Origin of the sequence: Actinomadura madurae (assembly GCF_900115095.1) — a bacterium.
GTDB classification, from domain to species: Bacteria; Actinomycetota; Actinomycetes; order Streptosporangiales; family Streptosporangiaceae; genus Spirillospora; species Spirillospora madurae.
The window spans coordinates 1-20450 of record NZ_FOVH01000034.1; the positions used below are offsets into that span (position 1 = coordinate 1).

At 69.9% G+C, this 20450-nt stretch carries 21 protein-coding genes, 1 rRNA gene and 1 riboswitch; of the genes, 5 read left to right on the forward strand and 17 right to left on the reverse strand.

Annotated features, from left to right (window positions below; genetic code table 11):
- The 5 genes from BM339_RS46155 to groL form a co-directional block, all read right to left on the reverse strand.
- Nucleotides 1–108: ribosomal RNA gene (locus BM339_RS46155) — 16S ribosomal RNA — on the reverse strand; the annotation flags it as partial.
- Nucleotides 109–818: 710 nt separating this feature from the next.
- Nucleotides 819–1175 carry a hypothetical protein gene (locus tag BM339_RS46160; RefSeq protein ID WP_021596197.1) on the reverse strand — a complete coding sequence of 119 codons (357 nt, stop codon included), beginning with the start codon at nucleotides 1173–1175 and terminating at the stop codon, nucleotides 819–821.
- Nucleotides 1176–1234: 59 nt separating this feature from the next.
- Nucleotides 1235–1825 carry a phospholipid scramblase-related protein gene (locus BM339_RS46165; protein WP_021596198.1) on the reverse strand — a complete coding sequence of 197 codons (591 nt, stop codon included), beginning with the start codon at nucleotides 1823–1825 and terminating at the stop codon, nucleotides 1235–1237.
- Between the two features lie 76 nt (nucleotides 1826–1901).
- Nucleotides 1902–2486 (reverse strand): phospholipid scramblase-related protein, encoded by a 585-nt coding sequence (locus tag BM339_RS46170; protein WP_075024963.1) that lies wholly within the window; start codon nucleotides 2484–2486, stop codon nucleotides 1902–1904.
- Between the two features lie 94 nt (nucleotides 2487–2580).
- Nucleotides 2581–4212, reverse strand: coding sequence for a chaperonin GroEL (gene groL / locus BM339_RS46175; protein ID WP_024936450.1), 1632 nt, complete (start codon nucleotides 4210–4212; stop codon nucleotides 2581–2583).
- A gap of 678 nt (nucleotides 4213–4890) precedes the next feature.
- On the opposite strand from groL, the gene BM339_RS49415 reads away from it, so the two are divergent.
- On the forward strand, nucleotides 4891–5166 hold the full coding sequence (locus tag BM339_RS49415; protein WP_143118870.1) for a hypothetical protein: 276 nt from the start codon (nucleotides 4891–4893) through the stop codon (nucleotides 5164–5166).
- Between the two features lie 173 nt (nucleotides 5167–5339).
- Here the strand turns inward: BM339_RS49415 and BM339_RS46180 are convergent, their stop codons facing one another.
- From BM339_RS46180 to BM339_RS46190, 4 genes are all read right to left on the reverse strand, one after another.
- Nucleotides 5340–5903 carry a dihydrofolate reductase family protein gene (locus BM339_RS46180; RefSeq protein WP_075024964.1) on the reverse strand — a complete coding sequence of 188 codons (564 nt, stop codon included), beginning with the start codon at nucleotides 5901–5903 and terminating at the stop codon, nucleotides 5340–5342.
- A 365-nt stretch (nucleotides 5904–6268) separates the two neighbouring features.
- Complete coding sequence (locus BM339_RS49420; protein WP_143118871.1) at nucleotides 6269–6637, reverse strand: hypothetical protein; 369 nt, start codon at nucleotides 6635–6637, stop codon at nucleotides 6269–6271.
- Nucleotides 6638–6753: 116 nt separating this feature from the next.
- A complete protein-coding gene (locus BM339_RS46185; protein ID WP_075024965.1) occupies nucleotides 6754–6963 on the reverse strand; it encodes a hypothetical protein in 210 nt (69 codons plus the stop codon).
- Nucleotides 6964–7252: 289 nt separating this feature from the next.
- A complete protein-coding gene (locus BM339_RS46190) occupies nucleotides 7253–7651 on the reverse strand; it encodes an SgcJ/EcaC family oxidoreductase (RefSeq protein ID WP_021596202.1) in 399 nt (132 codons plus the stop codon).
- 207 nt (nucleotides 7652–7858) lie between these two features.
- Here BM339_RS46190 and BM339_RS52190 point away from each other — a divergent pair, with 207 nt between their 5' ends.
- Entirely contained in the window at nucleotides 7859–7990 is a 132-nt protein-coding gene (locus tag BM339_RS52190) for a hypothetical protein (protein WP_256255874.1), read from the forward strand.
- Nucleotides 7991–8290: 300 nt separating this feature from the next.
- Here BM339_RS52190 and BM339_RS46200 read toward each other — a convergent pair whose 3' ends face one another.
- The 3 genes from BM339_RS46200 to BM339_RS46210 form a co-directional block, all read right to left on the reverse strand.
- A complete protein-coding gene (locus BM339_RS46200) occupies nucleotides 8291–8569 on the reverse strand; it encodes a MoaD/ThiS family protein (protein ID WP_021596204.1) in 279 nt (92 codons plus the stop codon).
- A 15-nt stretch (nucleotides 8570–8584) separates the two neighbouring features.
- A complete protein-coding gene (thrC, locus tag BM339_RS46205; protein ID WP_075024967.1) occupies nucleotides 8585–9829 on the reverse strand; it encodes a threonine synthase in 1245 nt (414 codons plus the stop codon).
- Between the two features lie 16 nt (nucleotides 9830–9845).
- Nucleotides 9846–9987: riboswitch (SAM riboswitch) on the reverse strand.
- Between the two features lie 98 nt (nucleotides 9988–10085).
- Nucleotides 10086–11045, reverse strand: coding sequence for a cation diffusion facilitator family transporter (locus BM339_RS46210; RefSeq protein WP_075024968.1), 960 nt, complete (start codon nucleotides 11043–11045; stop codon nucleotides 10086–10088).
- Between the two features lie 110 nt (nucleotides 11046–11155).
- Here BM339_RS46210 and BM339_RS46215 point away from each other — a divergent pair, with 110 nt between their 5' ends.
- Entirely contained in the window at nucleotides 11156–12658 is a 1503-nt protein-coding gene (locus tag BM339_RS46215) for an alpha,alpha-trehalose-phosphate synthase (UDP-forming) (protein ID WP_033333856.1), read from the forward strand.
- Between the two features lie 47 nt (nucleotides 12659–12705).
- On the opposite strand, the gene BM339_RS46220 is transcribed toward BM339_RS46215, so the two are convergent.
- Both BM339_RS46220 and BM339_RS46225 read right to left on the reverse strand, forming a co-directional pair.
- Nucleotides 12706–13731 carry a sulfotransferase family protein gene (locus BM339_RS46220; RefSeq protein ID WP_033333872.1) on the reverse strand — a complete coding sequence of 342 codons (1026 nt, stop codon included), beginning with the start codon at nucleotides 13729–13731 and terminating at the stop codon, nucleotides 12706–12708.
- Between the two features lie 91 nt (nucleotides 13732–13822).
- On the reverse strand, nucleotides 13823–14374 hold the full coding sequence (locus BM339_RS46225; RefSeq protein WP_021596209.1) for an RNA polymerase sigma factor: 552 nt from the start codon (nucleotides 14372–14374) through the stop codon (nucleotides 13823–13825).
- Between BM339_RS46225 and BM339_RS46230 the strand changes: the two genes are divergently transcribed.
- Both BM339_RS46230 and BM339_RS46235 read left to right on the forward strand, forming a co-directional pair.
- Nucleotides 14368–16407, forward strand: coding sequence for a serine/threonine-protein kinase (locus tag BM339_RS46230; protein WP_256255876.1), 2040 nt, complete (start codon nucleotides 14368–14370; stop codon nucleotides 16405–16407). The two genes, BM339_RS46225 and BM339_RS46230, sit on opposite strands and share 7 nt — an antisense overlap.
- Nucleotides 16408–17111: 704 nt before the next feature.
- The gene (locus BM339_RS46235; RefSeq protein ID WP_021596211.1) at nucleotides 17112–17690 is read left to right on the forward strand and encodes a PadR family transcriptional regulator; all 579 of its coding nucleotides are present in this window, start codon (nucleotides 17112–17114) and stop codon (nucleotides 17688–17690) included.
- A 10-nt stretch (nucleotides 17691–17700) separates the two neighbouring features.
- Here the strand turns inward: BM339_RS46235 and BM339_RS46240 are convergent, their stop codons facing one another.
- The 3 genes from BM339_RS46240 to BM339_RS46250 all read right to left on the reverse strand — a co-directional run bounded on the left by BM339_RS46240 (nucleotide 17701) and on the right by BM339_RS46250 (nucleotide 20187).
- The gene (locus tag BM339_RS46240; protein WP_075024970.1) at nucleotides 17701–18444 is read right to left on the reverse strand and encodes a hypothetical protein; all 744 of its coding nucleotides are present in this window, start codon (nucleotides 18442–18444) and stop codon (nucleotides 17701–17703) included.
- Nucleotides 18445–18938: 494 nt separating this feature from the next.
- On the reverse strand, nucleotides 18939–19772 hold the full coding sequence (gene otsB, locus BM339_RS46245; protein WP_024936447.1) for a trehalose-phosphatase: 834 nt from the start codon (nucleotides 19770–19772) through the stop codon (nucleotides 18939–18941).
- 19 nt (nucleotides 19773–19791) lie between these two features.
- Nucleotides 19792–20187 carry a DUF3263 domain-containing protein gene (locus BM339_RS46250; RefSeq protein ID WP_021599769.1) on the reverse strand — a complete coding sequence of 132 codons (396 nt, stop codon included), beginning with the start codon at nucleotides 20185–20187 and terminating at the stop codon, nucleotides 19792–19794.
- Nucleotides 20188–20450 lie beyond the last annotated feature (263 nt).

Consider the following 20450-nt stretch of genomic DNA (forward strand, 5'->3'; position numbering starts at 1 on the left):
TCACCCGTTCGCCGCTCGAGTACCCCCGAAGGGGCCTTTCCGCTCGACTTGCATGTGTTAAGCACGCCGCCAGCGTTCGTCCTGAGCCAGGATCAAACTCTCCATTAAGGCCTAACGACCAACCAAGGCGCGAACCCCAGCCGGCCAAACCTCGAAGAAAATCCCAGCAAACACAAAACCCCAAGGGTCTGTGCATTGCCTCAAAGAAATCCCAGACCATCACCACAAAAGATGACGGTCACGGGGCGGTCCAGCCACAACAGGCCGAACCGATAAAGGCACTGGCTTTTAACACGCTGTTGAGTTCTCAAGAAACGGACACCCACCGCGCTGGATTCGCTTTCGCGTTTCCCGCTCCGGGGCGACTCGTCTTACTTTATCGGATTCTTCCGGGCTGTCAATTTCCCGGCTTCTCCGATACGCCTTTCCGTTGCCGCTTGCGCGGCGCCTTCCGGGCGGTGGAGCTATTTCATCAGATCCGGCCCGATTGTCAAAACGAGCCTTTTCCGCCCCACCATGACTGAGCCGACGCGACGATGCCGCGTCAGTTGGTCGGTTGGTGGTTCCCCGCGGGCCGGCCGCCGTGAGGCGTCCCGCACTCCTGTGGGGCGAAGTGAACAGTATGCCCAAGACGAGGGAACGTCAAACCGGCGCGCCCGCACGAATGTTGCGCTGCTCCTCCTCCGGCTCAAGCCGCACGCGCATCGGCACGCCGTCTACCTTGGGTTTTGTCCGGCTATCGCCCGTCCGAACATCATGTGCAACGCATACCGCACGACAAATGTTTCGGTTCGGCAACGCCGATTCGGCGGCGTGCCTCACGGCTTGGCGAGGTACCCGCCGATGAACAGGACGCCCTCGGCCAGCACCCAGATGAACGCCGCGGCGGTGAGGAGGAGGTCCAGCCGGTCGGGCCTGCGCCGGACACCGGGCATCGACCACGCGGTCACCGCGACCGCCGCGGCGATGACGGCCACCGGTGCCGAAAGGCGGACGGCGTCGTCGAATCCCGCGGCGCACCCGGGATCGCGCAGCTCGCCCTCGCCGCAGAAGGCGGCGTCGCCCCAGCCGCCGAGGGCCGAGAAGCCCCACAGCACGGCCAGCGCGCAGTTCGCGATCGTCGGAATGGCCGGCGATATCCACCAGCCGTTCGGACGTCCGGGCATGGCCTGCACGCACGGAAGGTACCTCGCCGCGCCGGAGCCGGGAAGTCCCAACGCGGGCGATGGCCAGGTCAGGTGATCTCTTTCGCCTCGTGCAGGTTCATGTCCATCACGATCGCCGTCATGACCGCCAGCGTCCGCAGCGGTTCCCGGACCGGATCGGAGATCTCCACGGCGTACTTGTCGGCCGTCGTCAGCAGATGCGTGGCGAGACCCGCCCATTTCTTGCGGACATGGGCGACCTTGTCGCCGTCGGCGTCCTTGACTTCGAAGTTGTTGCGCGGCACGTCCACGTCCACGGCGCCGATGAGGGTTCCGTCGTCGTCGTAGAGGACGTACCGGCGGCCGACCCTTTCGGTGACGAACGAGCCGACGCGCTCCCCGTCCGGACGGAGGACTTCGGTGTACTCCCGGCCGCTTTCCTTGTCCACGACCAGGAGCGGATCTCCGTCCGGCGTCGTCAGCAGGACGGCCCGTGCGTCGAGATTCGACTTGCCCGGAAACAGCCCGCGCATGACCGCGCTGTCCCCCTGGTCCTCGGTCGGTGCGGCGATCGCGACGACGGTTCCGTCACCGTCCAGCACCTTGTACCGCGACTTGGCGAACGGTCCCCGGCGAGGCTGTTCGACCCTGAGTACGGAGGAACTGAAAGGGTCGGTCATGCATTCTCCTAGCCTTGTCTCGTCAGGCACCCGTTCTGCACGGCCCACGGTACGCGAAAGTCCCTACGCGGACGGGCTATCCGACAGGCCAGTCCTTGCCCTCGTACAACATCAGATCGATCGCGAGCGGCGCCGAGACCACCAGGACCCGGAGCGGATCGGGCAGGGGTTGAAAGATCTCGACCGAGTACCTGTCGGCGGTGGTCAGCAGCTCGGTGGCGGCGCCCTTCCATTTCTTGTCGATTCGGGCGACATGGTTCCCGTAGCCGTCGAGCACGCGAAACTTGCGGCCGGTGCGGTTGCCGTCCAGCCCGCCGACCTGACGCTCCGCCGCGTCCAGGAGCGCGTATTCGTATAGCCGGACGTTCCGCAATGACCCGTACAAATGCCCGTCGGGCGTGCTCACCCGGGTACTGCGCGCGTTCTGTTTCTCCACCGTGAGCAGCGGCGTGCCCTGCCCGTTCTCGACATGGACGGTGCGGGCGGCGTCGCTGCCGCCGAAAGCGGTCCTGACGGTCTGGCGGGCCAGCGAGACGTCACGTTCTTCGCCAGTAGCGAGCAGCGTCCCGTGCCCGTCGTACACCCTGTACCGGGACCGGGCGGCGGGGGCGCCGCGGGGCTGATCGACTCGCAGCACCGGGGAGCTGAACAGATCGCTCATGGATCGGCATGATGGCAGGTGCCCCGGACAGTGGGCACGCGAAAGGGGCGGCCCCGAAGGACCGCCCCTTGGATTGTGCCGCGATGGACTTCGCTCAGAAGTCCATGCCGCCCATGCCGCCGGACGGGTCGCCCGCCGGGGCCGGGGTCTTCTCCGGCTTCTCGGCGATGACGGCCTCGGTGGTCAGGAACAGCGCGGCGATCGACGAGGCGTTCTGCAGCGCGGACCGGGTCACCTTGGCCGGGTCGAGGATCCCGGAGTCGAACATGTTGACGTAGTCGCCGGTGGCGGCGTTCAGGCCCTCACCCGGGGTCAGGTTGCGGACCCGCTCCACCACGACGCCGCCCTCAAGGCCGGCGTTCACGGCGATCTGCTTCAGCGGCTCCTCCAGAGCACGCTTGACGATGTTGGCACCGGTGGCCTCGTCGCCCGCGAGCTCCAGCTTGTCGAACGCCTTGGTGCCGGCCTGCAGCAGCGCGACGCCACCACCGGGGACGATGCCCTCCTCGACGGCCGCCTTGGCGTTGCGGACGGCGTCCTCGATGCGGTGCTTGCGCTCCTTGAGCTCGACCTCCGTCGCGGCGCCGGCCTTGATGACCGCGACACCGCCCGCGAGCTTCGCCAGGCGCTCCTGGAGCTTCTCGCGGTCGTAGTCGGAGTCGGTGTTGTCGATCTCGGTGCGGATCTGGTTGACCCGTCCCGCGATCTCGTTGGCGTCACCGGCGCCGTCCACGATGGTGGTCTCGTCCTTGGTGATGACGACCTTGCGGGCGCGGCCCAGCATGTCGGTCGTGGTGTTCTCCAGCTTGAGACCCACGTCCTCGCTGATGACCTGGCCGCCGGTCAGCGTGGCGATGTCGCCCAGCATGGCCTTGCGGCGGTCGCCGAAGCCCGGCGCCTTCACGGCCACGGACTTGAAGATGCCGCGGATCTTGTTGACGACCAGGGTGGCCAGGGCCTCGCCCTCGACGTCCTCCGCGATGATCAGCAGCGGCTTGCCGGACTGCATGACACCCTCGAGGACGGGCAGCAGGTCCTTGTTGGCCGACGCCTTGCCCTGAACGATCAGGATGTACGGGTCCTCGAGGGTCGCCTCCATCCGCTCGGGGTCGGTCACGAAGTAGTGCGAGATGTAGCCCTTGTCGAAGCGCATCCCCTCGGTCAGCTCGAGCTCCAGACCGAAGGTCTGGCTCTCCTCGACCGTGATGACGCCTTCCTTGCCGACCTTGTCCATCGCCTCGGCGATCATCTCGCCGATCTGCGGGTCGCCCGCGGAGATGGACGCCGTGGAGGCGATCTGCTCCTTGGTCTCCACGTCCTTGGCGAGCTTGGACAGCTCCTCGCTCACCCGCTCGACCGCGGCCTCGATGCCCCTCTTCAGCGACATCGGGTTCGCGCCGGCCGCCACGTTGCGCAGGCCCTCGCGCACCAGCGCCTGGGCCAGCACGGTCGCGGTGGTGGTGCCGTCACCCGCGACGTCGTCGGTCTTCTTCGCTACTTCCTTGACGAGCTCCGCGCCGATCTTCTCCCACGCGTCCTCGAGCTCGATCTCCTTGGCGATCGACACGCCGTCGTTGGTGATCGTGGGGGCGCCCCACTTCTTCTCCAGCACGACGTTGCGGCCCTTGGGACCAAGGGTCACCTTCACGGCGTCGGCGAGCTGGTTCATGCCGCGCTCGAGACCGCGGCGGGCCTCCTCGTCGAACGCGATCATCTTTGCAGCCATAGGCTCCAGTCCTCCCGGAACAAGGTGGCTTAAACGGATCGAGCCGACGCCCGCGACGGACGGCCACCGCCGACGACTGCCATTCCGCCGCCGGACTGAGGCCTCATCGCCCCGACCCAGACTGTGTGAAGTTGTCACTCTCCACAGCAGAGTGCCAACCGTTTGTTTAGCACTCTACCCCGCCGAGTGCAAGCGCCACACATCCTCACCCACCCCCGCCTCCCCCCCTCCCCCAACCAGTCCTGACCAGGCGCAGGACGTCCAGACGAACTGTGCCAGCGCAACCCACCACGCGCGCCCAAACTCCGACGTTCACAGCACAAGGCCACGTGGGTGAAGGTTCAGCGAAGAAACCCGCACACGGCCGCGACACCGGCAAGAGCACCCGCCCGCCCACAACGTCACAGCACGGACGGCCTCGGCCATACGCACCTGACCGAGCTGCTGGGCACCCCGCTCGCCGGGCCGGCCGCCGCGCAGCGTTCGCGTGGCAAGCAACACCAGCCGCCACTCCGCCAGCCGGCCATCGCCGTCGATGGAGTGAGCACACGTGCCCAGGTCCAAGCCACCGAGTACCCGACACGACCTGCCGCAAGAACGCCGCCGCTCAGTCAGAGCGCGAGGCAGGTCGCAGGGCCGTTCCGCCAAGGGCGTAGCGAGCTGGGCAGCGCTCAGAACATGTTCACGCGCCCGCCGCCAAACCGACTCGTAACTGACAGGCGCCAGCCGGTTGCCGCGCTGCCTGCGGAACTGACGACCATCGTCAGCCGTGCCGAACCGGTCGACATGCGCGCGAAGGATGGCAGCCAACTCAGGGCAGGCCGAAACCGGCCGCTTCACGCTCTCAGCGCGAGCCTTGAGGCTTCGAGGCTGATGGTGCTGGCCGTCATCCGTCCATTGCTTGCCGGCAGCCGGGCTCGAACCGGCCAGCAGCAGACGACCCCAGCCAACTGAGCGCCCGCGTCGTTGGCGCGCCCAGCCGTCTGCACGGCGGCACATCGGCGACGCTCGCCCCGAGGCGCACGGTGAACGGCCGTCACCGGATCGCGCAGCTGAATCGCGATCGCCCCGGAACACAGCGCCGCGAGATCCTTGGGTGGCCTAAAGGGCCGATCCGAGGTTGGTACTCAGCGCTTGGTCTCGTACCTGGTCAGGAGTACGCCGTCGGGGAACGTCCGGGTCTCCACCAGGGTCAGGTTCACCCAGTTGTCCAGGGCTGTGAAGAACGGCTTGCCGCCGCCCAGCAGGACCGGCACGGTGACCAGTATGTACTCGTCGATCAGTCCGGCCCGCATCGCCGCTGCGGCGAGTGTGGCGCCGGCGATGTCCATGGGGCCGCCGTCCTCGGCCTTGAGCCGGGTGATCTCGGTGACCGCGTCGCCGGTGACCAGGCGGGCGTTCCAGTCGACCGTGCTGATCGTGGAGGAGAACACCACCTTCGGCATGTCCCGCCAGCGGCGGGCGAACTCGATGTGCGCCGGTGTGACGCCGGGCTGCTGGTCGGCGGTCGGCCAGTGGGAGCTCATCTCCTCCCACAATCTGCGCCCGTACAGCGCCAGGCCGGTCGCCCCCACCCGGTCGGACCAAAACTGGAACAGCTCGTCGCTCGGCAGGCTCCAGTCGAGATCGTCGCCGGGCGCGGCGACGTAACCGTCCAGGCTCAGGTTCATGCCGTACGTCAGTTTCCGCATGGCGTCAGCCTCCTGTGGGTCGGTGCTCGGCCTACAGACCAGCACGGCGCGGAAGAATCATCGGTCACGCCACACCGAGATGCAGGCGGTGGCCCTCCAGGTCGCGTGGCGTCTGCGCAGCGAGCGACCCCCGGCACTCTCCCAATGGAGTGAGCACACGTGCTCGGGTGCAGGGCCGCCAAGTTTCCGACGCAAACGCCACGGGAGCGCCACCGCTGGGCCAGAACACGGCGTACGTCGCAGAGCCGCCGCCGTGGGCGTAGGACAGCGGCAGGCAGGCCGTTGGCCCGGCCTTTCGCCTTGCCACCAGGAACGTCCCGCGTGGGCCATGGCGGCTCCCCTGCCCGCCCCTTAGTCGCCTGTGGTCACGGAGACGCGACGTTGCCCGGCGGAGATGGAGCGCCAGAACTCCCGCTCTGTCCCAGCTCAGTTTTCAATCCGACCGCCAGCTCATCAATCTTGTCGCTGATCTTCCGCAATTCGTCGACCAGATCCTTGGCTCTGCCCTGGTGTGGCTCCGGCATCTGTGAAGCGACAGCGTCGAGGATCGGTCCTCCCAACCAGCCGACGCAGGCGTCCAGCATGAACACGATCCGGTGTGTCTCCTGCGGGTCAGGCGGAGGTAGTTCTCCGTGTCTCACCTGATTGGCCCAGGTAGTCGCTTCGCGGATCACATCCTTAATGCGCTGTACCTGATCGACCAACTGGTGTACTGACGGCTCAATTTCGTTCACCGTGCTCCAATCCGCTCACAAGGGGTCGTAAGGCATCTCTGCCAGAGGCGTTGTGAGTTGGCGACGTTGGAGTCACCACGGGGGCCGGGGGTGTCATTTCCTCGGTGGTGGGTTCCTCATTCGGGCCGCTGTTTGGGCTTGCTCAGGGTAGGGCCGAGGTACACGCCGGACGGCCTGACCGCGAAGGCGACCCGACGGCGCATGATGAACCATGTACGGCGAAAGAACAGGGAGACCGCGCCGATACTCCCTGCCCAGGAACCGCTCAGCTCGCCGGTCAGTAACACACCGATGACGGCAATCACGGTGGTGATGGCGATCGGCACAATGACGGGGGGGATCGAAACGCGCGACGCAGTCGCTCTCAGTGGCGATGTCAGATTCCTGGCCTCCCACGCTGATTGGACGCCTGCCGTCGAGGCCGGGTTGTCGCGAAGGGCTGACAGCGCGGACAGCGGCCCCGTCCAGCACTCGTCCTTCGGTCACTCCAGCTGCCCTGTTGAGCGTGGTGACATTCTCCGTCGAGGTGGCGCCCTGGCAGCAATTCGTCGTGGCCGGGTTGTGCGGGCTCGGGGTGATCGCGGTGAGCCGGGTGTGGAGAAGGCTTCGCAGACGCTAATCGCCGGGACTGGGGTGGACCGTGGTGTTCTGGCAGGCGGTCAGGTGCCAGTGGTCGTCTTCCTTGGCCATGACGAACAGTGGTGTGCCCACTTCTTCGCCGTTGGGGGTCCGGTATGTCTGGAGGACCTTGACGGCTGCGACGTCGGGGCGGATGAACAGGACGTGTTCCACCTCGAAGGTGACCGTGGTCTCGCGCATCGCGCCGGGGAGGACCTGGTGGGTGAAGGCGGCGATCGCGTCGCGCCCGTAGAGGCGCTTGCCGCCGCCCGTCGTCCAGATGGCGTCGGCTCGGAACAGGGCCGCGAACTCGTCCGGTAGCTCGTTGTTCTGGGAGTGCTCGACCGTGGCGACCACCTGCTCTATCGCCTCGATCTCGACGTTCGGTGCGCTCATGAGGGTCAGCGTGCATCCTCAAGGTAGCTTGAGGTCAAGGACGGCGCTGTAGTCGGGAACGCCGACTAGGTTGTCCGGATGACGCTTGCATACACCTTCTCGGCTCTGGCGGGGCTTCTGGCCGCCGTTTGCCTTTTGCAGGTCATCACCGGTCGCGAAGTCGTCAGGCTTTCGAGGACGAGGCATCCACCTGGCCGGGTGAGGCGCATGTACTCCGGCCCGACGCTGATCGGGGTCGGTGGCGTGCTCTTGGGCGCGGGCATCGTCATGTGGGTGGGGATGGGGCTGCTCTGGGGCGGGCTCATCCTGGCGGTGGCCACGACGGCCCGGCGCTCCTGACCTGGGTCGAGCCGACGCCGCAGGGTGGGCTCCCGGCGCTGCATATGTCGGGGCCGGGGAAGCTGAGGTGGTCGAGGGTCTTCACGCCCGCGGGGAAGAGGGCGAGGACGGCCGGCGCCGACGTGGAGGCAGTCGAGTTGGCGTGCCCGGTCGGCGCGGGCCTGCGAGGCGGACATGGTCCAGAAGCCGAGGAGCACAGGTAGGTGAGGGTGGGAGCGAGGGCGCCGAGCCAGCGCCATGTCGTCCGTCGGTGGATGGCACAGGCGGGCCCGGTGGGGGCCGGGCCCGCCCAGGACGTCGTCAGCCGCCGGCCACGGCGGGGATGATGGAGATCTGGGCGCCCTCGGGGGTGGGGGTGTCCAGGCCGTCGGCGAAGCGGACGTCCTCGTCGCCCACGTAGACGTTGACGAAGCGGCGGATCTTGCCCGCGTCGTCGAGGATGCGGGCGGAGATGCCGGAGTAGCTGGCCTCCAGGTCGGCGACGACGGCGCGGAGGGTGGCGCCCTCGGCCTTCACCTCCGCCTCGCCGCCGGTGTAGGTCCGCAGGATCGTCGGGATACGGACGGACACGCTGCTCATGCTGCTCCTTCGTTCTCAGGCGAGGCCCGCGGCGCGGAACGCTTCCAGGGACGGGGCGATGTTCGCGGACGGGGCGACGACGGGTGCGACGGCGTCCAGGGTCTTCAGGCCGTCCCCGGAGTTGATGATCACGGTTTCGGCGGACGGGTCGAGGGTGCCGCCCTCGATGAGCTTGCGGAGCGTCGCCACGGTGACGCCGCCGGCGGTCTCGCCGAAGATCCCCTCGGTGCGGGCCAGGAGGCGGATGCCCTCGACGATCTCGGCGTCGGTGACGTCCTCGACGGCGCCGCCGGTGCGGCGGGCGACGTCCAGGACGTACGGGCCGTCGGCGGGGTTGCCGATGGCGAGGGACTTGGCGATCGTGTCGGGCTTCACCGGGCGGACGACGTCGTGGCCGGCCTTGAACGCGGCGGCGACGGGGTCGCAGCCGGCGGCCTGGGCGCCGAACACGCGGTACGGCCGGTCCTCGACCAGGCCGAGCTTGATCAGCTCCTGGAAGGCCTTGTCGATCTTGGTGAGCTGGGAGCCGGACGCGACCGGCACGACGATCTGGTCCGGCAGCCGCCAGCCGAGCTGCTCGGCGATCTCGTAGCCGAGCGTCTTGGAGCCCTCGGCGTAGTAGGGCCGGACGTTGACGTTCACGAACGCCCAGTCGTCCTGCTCGCCGGCGATCTCGGACGCGAGCCGGTTCACGTCGTCGTAGTTGCCGTCGACCGTCACGAACGTCCCGCCGTACACGGCCGTCGTGATGATCTTCTGGGATTCGAGGTTGGACGGGACGAACACCGCGCTGCGGATCCCGGCGCGGGCCGCGGCGGCGGCGACGGCGTTGGCGAGGTTCCCGGTGGACGGGCAGGCCAGCACCTTGAAGCCCAGCTCGCGGGCGGCGGCGAGCGCGACGGCGACGACCCGGTCCTTGAAGGAGTGGGTCGGGTTGCCGCTGTCGTCCTTCACCCACAGGCTCTGCAGGCCGAGGCTCTCGGCGAGGTTGTCGGCGCGGACGAGCCGGGTCAGGCCGGGCTCGGTGTTGGGCGTGTCCGCGACCGTGGACGGGACGGGCAGCAGCCCGCGGTACCGCCAGATGTTGCGCGGCCCGGACTCGATGCGCGCGCGGGTGACTCCCCCGAAGTCGTAGGCGATCTCCAGGGGGCCGAAACACTCCTCGCAGGCGTAGAACGGCCCAAGATCGCGAGTGGAGCCGCATTCGCGGCAGACTAGGGCGGTAGCCGGTCCGAGGTCTGTGGCAGGCGTGAGTGCCATGAGGGCGAGGCCTTTCTCCCCATCTTTCCTGCGCCACCTTGGTCGCAGGCCGGAGTTGGCACCATCTCCCGGCCGGCCTCGCAGGATCGCGAGTGCGCCTCAGCCGGGTGGTTGCCGGGGCTTCGCAGGGCCGGTCCCTCCACCCCTCTGGATGAGCGGTATTCAGTTGTCGAGAACCGCGAGCGGTTTGAACTCGTATGCGTGACTTTACATGAGCTGACCGGATGCCAGACAGGTGGGTCCGCCGATTGAGACGTTACCCGGACGAGTTCTTGATCACGCGGCCGGTCTCCGGCGGGACGGTCCGCTGCGTGGGGTCGAGGAACACGTGCCGGACGACCGGGACCCGTTCCCGGAGCCGCCGGTCGATCTCGCCGGCGACGTCCTCGGCCTGGTCGGCGCTGATGTCGTCGGAGAAGTGGACCTTGGCGGCGACGAGGAGCTGCTCGGGGCCGAAGTGCATGGTGAGCAGCTCGTCCACGCCGGTGACGCCGGGCGCGCCGAGGATCTCCGCGCGGATCTCGCGCTGCGCCGCCGGGTCGGCGGCCTGGCCGATGAGCAGGCGCACGCTCTCCCGTCCGATCGAGAACGCGAGGACGACGAGGAGGAGGCCGATGAGGACGGACGCGAGCCCGTCCCAGAAGTCCGAGCCGGTGATCTGCCGCAGCACCAGGCCGGCGGCGGCGAGCGCCAGCCCGATCATCGCGGCGGTGTCCTCTAACAGGGCGGTCTTGAACGTCACGTCGGGCGACTTGCGGACGTGCTCGACGAGGTCGCGCCCGTTGTCGCGGGTCTCCTTGCGGGCCTGGTAGTAGGCGCGGACCCAGGACGTCCCCTCCAGCACCGCCGCGAGGGCGAGGACGGCGTAGGCGAGCCACACGGCCGTCCCGGTGCCGCCGTGGCCGGTCATGGTCAGGATGCCCTCGAAGATCGAGAACCCGGCACCGGCCACGAAGATCCCGAACGCGGCGAGCAGCGACCACACGTACCGCTCGTTGCCGTATCCGAAGGGGTGGTGCCGGTCGGGGGGCCGTTCGCTGCGCCGCAGCGAGGCGAGGAGAAAGCCCTGGTTGAGGGTGTCCGCCACGGAGTGCGCGCTCTCCGCGAGCATCGCGCTGGAGCCGGCCAGCAGGCCGGCGATCAGCTTGGTGATCGCAAGGATGAGGTTCGCGGCACCGGCGACGAGCACGGTCTTCGTCGTCTCGGACCTGCTCATGCCGCTCGGTTACCCGGCGCTTCGCGGGCTAACCGGCGGCGGGCCGCGCGGTGACGCATGCCACGCGGGTCACTTTGAAGGCGCTCGGCCACAACTGAGACCCTGCCGTCATGAGCCAAGTGCTGGTGGCATCGAACCGGGGGCCGGTCTCGTTCTCGCTGTCGGAGGACGGGGAGCTCACCATGCGGCGCGGGGGCGGGGGGCTGGTGTCGGGGCTCGCCGCCGTCACGGGCGCGCCGCGCGACCCCGGACCGCCGCGCCCGGCCGGAACGCACGCGGAGCCGGCCGGCCAGGACCCGGACGTGCTCTGGGTGTGCGCGAGCCTCGGAGAGGCCGACCGGACGGCCGCTCGCCGGTCACCGGACGGCCGCATAGACCTCGCGGGTTACGAGACCGGCGGCGCGGCAGTGCGGATGCTCGACATCCCCGCGGCGACGTTCCACCGCGCGTACAACGCCGTCGCCAACTCGACGCTGTGGTTCGTCCACCACCTTCTCTACGACACGCCGCGCAGCCCGCATTTCGATGCTCGCTCACGACGTGACTGGCAGTCCTACGAGGCGTACAACGCAGCCTTCGCGGACGCCCTCGCACGGGACGCCTCCCAGGGCGCGAAGGCGGCCGTGCAGGACTATCACCTGTCGCTGGCACCGAGGATGTTGCGTGACCGCCGTCCCGATCTGAGGATCGTCCACTTCTCCCACACGCCGTGGGCGCCGCCTGAGTACTACAGCCTTCTCCCGGACGACATCGGTACGCAGATCCTTCAAGGCATTCTCGGCGCCGACCACGCAGGGTTCCTCACCGAGCGGTGGGCATCGGCGTTCCTTGACTGCTGCGAGCTCCTACCTGGGGCACGCGTCGATCGGTCTGCCCGCACGGTCACCTGCGCAGGGCACACCACGCGCATAGGTGTGCATGGTCTCGGAGTGGACGGGACGGCGTTGCGCCAGCGTGCGGCAGAACAGGACGTCACCGAGCGGGCGCGCGCGCTGCGCGAGCAGGTGGGCGACCGGCAGCTCATCGTCCGGATCGACAGGACGGAGCTGTCCAAGAACATCGTGCGGGGGCTCGCCGCGTACCGCGAACTGCTCGTCAACCATCCGGAGTGGCGCGGCCGCGTGGTCCATCTGGCGTTCGCGTACCCGTCCCGCTACGACCTGCCCGAGTACCGGGAGTACACGGCGGCCGTCCAGCGGATGGCGAAGCAGATCTCCGACGAGTTCGGCACCGCCGACTGGGAGCCGCTGATCCTGCAGGTGAACGACGACTACCCGCGTTCCCTCGCCGCCTACGGCCTGGCGGACGTCCTGCTCGTCAACCCGATCCGCGACGGCATGAACCTCGTCGCGAAGGAGGGGCCCGTCCTGTCGCGGCACGGCTGCGCGCTGGTGCTGTCCCGGGAGGCGGGCGCGGCGGCGGAGCTGTCCGAGGACGCGCTGATGGTCAACCCGTACGACGTGTCGCAGACGGCGGAGACCCTCCATCAGGCCCTGCTCATGCCGCGCGCCAGGCGGGCCGAACGCTGCGCCCGGCTCGCGGCGGCGGCGACGGCGCTGCCTCCGCAACGCTGGTTCGCCGACCAGCTCGCGGCCCTCGACCCGGCCGGATAGCGGCGCGCCGTCCCCCGGGCGACGGGTCCGGCGCGCCGCGGGTCATATCAGGGCGCGCTGCTGGTGGACGGTTCGACGGCCAGGAGGGACGCGACCGGGTTGGGCTCGTGGTGCTGCTTCCAGCGTTCGCGCAACGCGGCCTTGCTCTGCGCCATGCGGCGGTGGGCGGCGGTCCGGGTGAAGCGGGCGAGTTGGGCCGCGGGCGGCTTCGGCAGGCCGCTCGGCTCGTAGCCGTACTCGGCGAGACGCTCGCCGAACGCCGCCTCGGCCAGGCTGATCTCCCAGGGGTCGAGCCGCTCCGCCCACGCCCCGACACGGCTGGTGGTGACGGCCTCGTGAGTCCGCTCGTGCCATCGCTTGCGGGACGGGACGATCTGCTTCGCGAGGCCCTCGGGGTGCGTCATCGCCGGGTCGAAGTCCTCGTCGAGGAACCCGCAGAGCCGGGTCAGCTCGTCGGCCGGGTCGGTGACGAGCCGCTCGTACTGCAGCTCGTAGTAGGTGTCGGGGCCGAGGCGCTCGGCGAGCCGCCGGCCCCGGTCGATCGTCTCCCGCCACGCGCACACGGCGTGGTGGAGGTCCCCGTCGAACCAGGGCATCTCCAGCAGCGACGCGACGCAGTCCCGCCCGTCCCGGACGAGGTGGACGAACTGCGCGTCGGGGAACAGGCGCAGCAGCGTCGGGACGTGCTGGGAGTAGCTCGGGCGCTTGTCGCCCCAGCGCTGCTTGCCGTGCAGGCGGGCATAGGCGCGGAACACGATGCCGATCGCCGAGCCGAGCGTCGGCGGCCCGGCGGCGACCTCGTCGACGAGCCGGTCGGGGTCCATGCCGAGCGCGTGCACCTTGGTGGACCGGTCGCCGATGATCCATTCGGCGAGCCGCCGCCTGTTCTTGCTCTCCTGGAGGTCACCGAACTCGCACCGTGCCGTATAGGCGGGCAGGACGAACTTCGTCTCCGCGGGGATCGCGACGCGGGGATGCGAGTGGAGCATCAGCCGCAGCAGCGTCGTCCCCGAGCGGGGGCAGCCGAAGATGAAGATCGGGCGGTCGTGGCGGGGCGCCTGTCCAGGTGACATGCACCGCATGCTGGTGCAGACACCCAGCTCACAGCCCCGGTCCTGGACGCACCGTTGCCGCCCGATGACCGACCTTTGACGGGGCGCCCGGTCAGGTGTAGGACTCGCCGAGCGTCTGCCGGACCTGCTTGCGGGCCTCGTGGATGCGGGACTTGACCGTGCCGAGCGGGAGCTTCAGCTGCTCGGCGATCTCGGCGTACTCCAGCTGGGAGACGTCCCGCAGCACGAGGGCCTGGATGAGGTCGGGCTTGCGGGCCTCCAGGTCCTCCATGGCGTCCAGGATGTCGACCCGGGACCCGGCGATGACGCTGGTCCGGCGCGGGTCGGGGCGCTGCTGCGGAAGCTCGCCGGCCTGCTCCACCGAGCGGCGCTTCAGCGACCGGTAGGTGGAGCGGGCGGAGTTGGCGACGACGACGTGCAGCCAGGTGCTGAACCGCGACCTGCCCTCGAACCGGTGGATGTTCCGTGCGACCTGCAGTAGCGCGTCCTGGCAGGCCTCTTCCGCGTCCTGCCGGCAGGGCAGGAACCGGGAGCTGTGCCGCAGCACGTCAGGCTCGATCCTGCGGAGGAGCTCGTTGAGGGCACCCTGGTCGCCCTGGGCCGCCCGAACCGCCAGCTCCTCTGTCCTTTCGTCGAATGCCATGCCGCCTCAATGCTCGTTCGCGCGCTCACCCCGTTTGCTGGGATGATACGGGAGTGTCGTTCCCACCTTCAGTAGGCCGCTACCGAATCGATCGCGTCCTGGGTTCGGGTGCGTTCGCCTCTGTGTGGCTGGGCCACGATGACGCCCTGGAGTCCCAGGTCGCCATAAAGGTCCTGAACGAGAGCCTGATCGACGATCTCGACGTGCGCAACCGTTTCCTGGAGGAGGCCCGGATCCTGCGCCGCGCCGACTCCGAGCGGCTGGTCCGCGTCCACGACATCGGCGAGCTGCCCGACGGGCGCCCCTACTTCGTGATGTCCTACGCGGACCGCGGCACGCTCGGCGACCGCATGCGCGAACGGCCACTTCCGGTCAACGAGGCCATCGCGCTCGCCGAGCAGATCGCCTACGGCGTCGAGGTGATCAACACCCTCGGCGTGATCCACCGGGACCTCAAGCCCTCCAACGTGCTGTTCCAGTCGACGCCCGACGGCGGCGAGAAGCTCCTCATCGCCGACCTCGGCCTCGCCAAGGCGCTCGCGCACGCGTCCGGGGCCTTCACCCTCCCGGTCGGCACGCCCGGATACATGTCGCCGGAGCAGGCGCGGTTCGGCGGCGGGCTGGACGTCCGCGCCGACGTGTACGGGCTCGGCGCGCTGACGTACCACATGGTCACCGGGCGTCCCCCGGGCCCGGCGCCGGTGAAGAAGGCGCCGAGCGAGATGCGCGAGGGGCTGTCCCCGGCGTTCGACCAGGTAGTCCTGCGGGCGCTGGAGGTCGAGCGGGAGAAGCGGTGGCCGACCGCCGAGGCGTTCGCCGAGGCGCTGTCCACCCTGCGTCCGACGTCCGCGCCGTCCCCCGCAGCGCCGTCCCCCGCAGCGCAGGGCCCGGCCGCGCCGGCGCCGGTGCCCGCGTACACGCCGCAGATCGACGCGGACGCGACCGTCCAGGACTTCTACCGCGACGGCGGCGGGACCCAGCCGCCGAGGCCCGCGCCGCAGCCGGGCCCCGGCCCGGGCGTCCCGCCGGCCACGCGGTTCGACCCTCCCGGCGAGGACGACGTCCACACCTCCGAGATGCGCGTCCCGCCGAGGCCGCAGGACGGCGAGGCCACGATCGTGGACGGCCCGAGCGGGCGCGCCACGCCGTTCGGCCAGGCGGAGCAGCCCACCGCCCCCGACAACGACAATGACCGGACGATGGCGTACCAGGCCCAGCCGCAGCCGCCGGTGTCGGGCGACGACAAGACCTCCGTGTTCCCGACCCAGCCGCCTCCGCAGAACGGCGCCCCGCAGGGTGTCCCTATGCAGCAGCCGATGGGTCAGGGCGGCGGCCGGCCCTACGGCCCGCCGCCCACCGGCTTCCAGCCGCCGCCTCCCGGCCCCGCCCAGGGCGGCGGCCGGCAGGGCGGCGGAGCGCCGAAGAAGTTCGTCACACCGCTGATCATCACGGTCGTCGTGCTGGTGGTCGCGCTGATCGGCGGGCTGACCCTCGGCATGCTGTTCTCCGGCGACGACGGCAAGAAGGAAGAGAAGAAGAAGACGCCCGCGATCCCGAAGGACTTCGTGGCCGTCTCCGACGCCGCGGGGAAGATCAAGACGGCGGTGCCGAAGGTCTGGCCGAAGCAGAACCAGGAGCAGACGTGGACCCCGTCCACCGTCAACCTGAACGACGCCCAGCCGCGGCCCGTCCTGCGCGCGACACCGAACAAGGCCGCGTTCCTGGGCGACGGCAAGGGCCCCGGCGTCTTCATCGGCGTGACCACGGACGTGCGCCCCAACCAGCTGCCCCCGCCGAGCGCCGCCCAGCACCCCCAGTGCACGAAGGCCGCCCCGGAGAACTACACCACCCCCGACGGCGCCCTCAGCGGAACGATCACCCGCTTCACCGCCTGCAAGACCGGCACCACCTCGGTCACCGAGGTCGGCCTCAAGGACAAGTCCGGCAAGTTCGGCCTGTGGATCCGCGTCAAGGAAACCGACGACCGAGACGCCACCAAGGACATCCTGGACAACCTCAAGGCAAGCCTGTAACTCCCAGGGGGGCGACCCCCTGGAACCCCCGTTGCGGGCGACCGCCGGGCGCCAGAGCGACCTCCGGCCACCCGACCCGCGAGTCACGGGCTGAGCCCCGCGCCAAAGCTCAGCACCACTCCAAGCACCCAAAGGCCGTGCACCACCCAAGAGCGCTCTCACACGAGCCCGTTGCCCACGCCCCGACCCAAACCCGCCCCACGGCCACTTAGGAACCTGCCCACCCGTGAGCGTGACGGTCCCAGCGGGCCGTGCACTCCCGACCACCCGAGCCTGCGGCCGCCTGGGACAGGTATCACCCCTGAGCGTGACGGTGTCGAAGGGGCGAGAACCTGCGGACGCGACGGCCCGGCAGCGGCCAGGGTGTGCAACATCCAAGAGCGCTTTCTGGATGTGAACGATCCGCGCGCTCTTGGGTTCGAAGCTCAGCCGGGGTCACGGGCAGGCGCGTGGAGCGAGTGCAGCGAGCGGAGGGCGCATGCCCGTCGAGCCGGGCGACCGCAGCGACACGTCGCGAACCCGCACGGTCACAGCACACCCGCACCGTGGCGTGAGGATCGACCGGCTCGCAACGGGGGTTCCAGGGGGTCGCCCCCCTGGGCCAACACCTCCCCCCTGGGCCAACACCTCCCCCTGGGTAGACAACGACATGTTAGCGATATATCGTTGATGCGTCGCAACCGATCGATGTTAAGGAGACTGCGATGCATGAGCACATGATGAGTGGGCGCCGCGGCGGGGTTCGCGGGCCCAAGGAGCGTGGGCGGCGCGGGGATCCGTTCGGAGGCTGGGGCCCCGGTGGGCCCGGTCATCGCGGGCGCGGTGGGCGCGGGCGGCGGACCCGGCGCGGGAACGTCCGGGCGGCCCTGCTGGCCCTGCTCGCCGAGCGGGCCATGCACGGCTACGAGATGATCCAGGAGTTGGACGCGCGCACCGGTGGTGTCTGGCGGCCGAGCCCGGGGTCTGTCTACCCGACCCTGCAGATGCTGGAGGACGAGGGCCTCGTCAGCAGCGAGGAAGAGGGCGGCAAGCGGCTGTTCTCCCTCACCGATGCGGGTCGTGAGGAGGCGTCGGCGCAGACCACCGCCCCCTGGGACGAGGTCACCGAGGCCGCCGGCGAGAACGTCCTGCGGGGACGTGAGGCGATCGGGCAGCTGATGGTCGCTCTCCAGCAGGTGATGGCCGTCGGCAGCGAGGCACAGAAGGCGCGGGCGCTGGAGGTCGTCAACGACTCCCGCCGCCGCCTGTACGGGATCCTCGCCGACGATCCCGAGGCGGAGTGAAGCGGCGGTCTCACCTTCCGTTCGGGAAGGGGGCCTGCTTGGCGAGCTGGTCGGCCATGTAGAGCTGCTTCCACACGTAGAGGGCCATGTCCGAGCGCTTGATGTTCTGGTCGACGGGGACGTCCACCGTGGCGCGCACCAGGTACGCGGCGCCCGGCGGGATGTACTTGTCGCCGCCCTCGCCCGGGATGAGCGCGCCGCCGGAAAGGCGCCGGACGACCTGGCTCCTGGTCGGCGGCGTGCACATGGCCTCGGGGACGCCGGCCTGCGGCATGCAGCGTCCGCGCGCGTTCGGGGCGACGAGGTCGCCCTTGACGAACACGTCGCCGGGGAAGTCGAGGAGGACCTTCTGGTCCGACGGGTTGCTGAGGATGTACTCGATGTAGGGGAACGACGTCCCGGACGGCGGGGTGGACTGGAACGTCGTCACGACGCCCTCGCTGACCCCGGACGTCACGGTCGCGATCCGGTACTCGGAGCCGTCGGCCGTGCCGATGGTGATCGGCGGTCCCGCGGGGGGCAGCTCGCCGCCGGCGCCGGCCGGCTGCCCGCCGGCGGCCGCGGCGTCCGATCCCGAGTCGCCGCCGGAGCCGGGGGTCAGCACGAGCCCGGCCGTGACCAGGCCGGCCAGGGCGAGCACGCCCGCCGCGACGAGACCGCCGCGGCGCCCCGCGCGCCGGCGCGCCTGGCGCTGCCGCTCGCGCTCCCGCGACCCCAGACGCACCTGGACGCCGCTGGTCTCGTGAACCCCCATCGGTCCCGTCGTGGAGTTGCGTTCTCCTCGTTCGGGCCGGGCGTCCCTCACGGTGGCCCTCGGGTCGTGCTCGGGCGGTGACTGCGGAGGCGTCCCCCAGACGCGCGGCGGCGTCTGCGGGGCCGGCGCCCCGTGGACGATCGGGCGCTGCGGGGCGTCCGGCGGGATCGGGGCGCCCGGCGGGCGTACGGGGGTCCCCTCCCGCGGCGTCGCCTTCGGTATGCCCTGGGAAGGCGTGTGCCTGATCTCGCCTGGACGGCGCGGAAGTCCCGCCTGGGTGTCCACCGTCTAGCCTCCCCATGTCGTCAGTGTGGCTTCCCCGTCACACCACACTTACCGCAATTCACCATATTTTGGCTCAATTAGACCCGTGGTCCACCGCCGCCCCCAGAGTCGCGCGAGATGCGACAAGTGCGATCACGACTCTTGTCACTCGGCCAACAATCCAGGCGGGGCCGCGCGGCCGAGTCAGGCCGTGCGGTAAGGCCCGCCCTTCAGGAGAGGGAGCCGGCGAGCGTCTCCAGGAGCTCGACCATCCCCGCCGGGCCGTCGGTCACCACGTCCGCCCGCTCGGCGAGCGCGGTCACCTCGGCCGAGCCGCTGCAGACCAGGACGCCGGGGACGCCCTCCGCGCGCAGCGCGTCGACGGCGTCGAAGGCGGCCAGGTCTCCCAGGTCGTCGCCCGCGAACAGCACGGCGGACGGGCGGGCGCCCCGCGCGCCGGTGAACTCGTCGACGAACGAGCGCAGCGCCTTGCCCTTGTCCATGCCGTGCGGGCGCAGTTCGAGGACGAGCCGTCCGGGCTCCACGGTGAGCCCGGTGCGTTCGGCGAGCGCGGCGATGATGCCGCGCAGCCGTTCGAGCGCGACCTCCGGTTCGGCGCACCGCCGGGTGTGCACGGCGAGCGCCTGCCCCTTGTCCTCGACGAACGTCTCCGGCGGGGCGCCCGCCGCGGCGAGGACGCCGGGCAGCTTGGCGCGGGCCTCGGCGACGCCCGGGGGCGGCTCGGGCTCGGTCAGCACGCCGGACTCCCACCGTTCGAGCCCATACTGCCCGAGGACCACGAGCCCGTCGATGCCCTCGAACCCGCCGTACTCGACGGCCACCGCGGCGGGACGTCCGGTGACGATCACCAGCGAGCCGACCAGCGGGGCCAGCCGGGCCAGGGCCGGGGCGGCGCCCGGATGGGCCCTGGCGGACGCCGGATCGGCCACGATCGGCGCCAGCGTGCCGTCGAAGTCGAAGCCGAGCACGGCCCCGGCCGGATTCTTACCGATCGCGTCAAGGCCGTCCGCGCCGGCGGCCGTCACAGAGCGGGGAGAGTTCACGTGACCAGTGTCGGTCAGATCAGGGCCGGATTCCGAGTCGGCGCGCGGCGCGGCTCCGCTGCCGCTGTGTCCGCATCCGGCGGAGGCGCTTGACGAGCATGGGGTCGCACTCGAGCGCCTCGGGTCGGTCGATCAGGATGTTGAGGAGCTGGTAGTACCGCGTCGCCGACATGTCGAACTTCTCGCGGATGGCCTGCTCCTTGGCTCCGGCGTACTTCCACCACTGCCGCTCGAAGGCGAGGATCTGGCGGTCGCGCTCGGACAGCCGGCCGGCACTGAAGGCGGCGTCGTCCGCACCGCCCTCGTCGTCGCCGATGCCGGGTCCGGCCGGGGGTCTCGGGGGTGCGTGGTCCGTGGATCCGTCCCGCGGGGGGACGTCACCAGGGGGGCCACCGGGGGCGTTCGCCGCTCGCATCAGGTCCCCTCTGTGGTTACTGATCCCGGGTCGTCCGGGTTCGGGCGGGTGCCATGCTACGCGTCCGGGCCGACAAGTACCGGCGTTCGCCGGGAACCGGAACCGGTGGTTCAGTGCATCACATCCCTGCTCACCTGGGGCTCTTTCGCGTCGTGTGTCTCGTGGGGAAGGAGCGTCCCGGCGGTGCACAATAATGTGCACACTACATGCGTTAGAGTGGGGGGTCCGCGGCGTCCGGCGCCCGGCACGGCGACCACGGAACG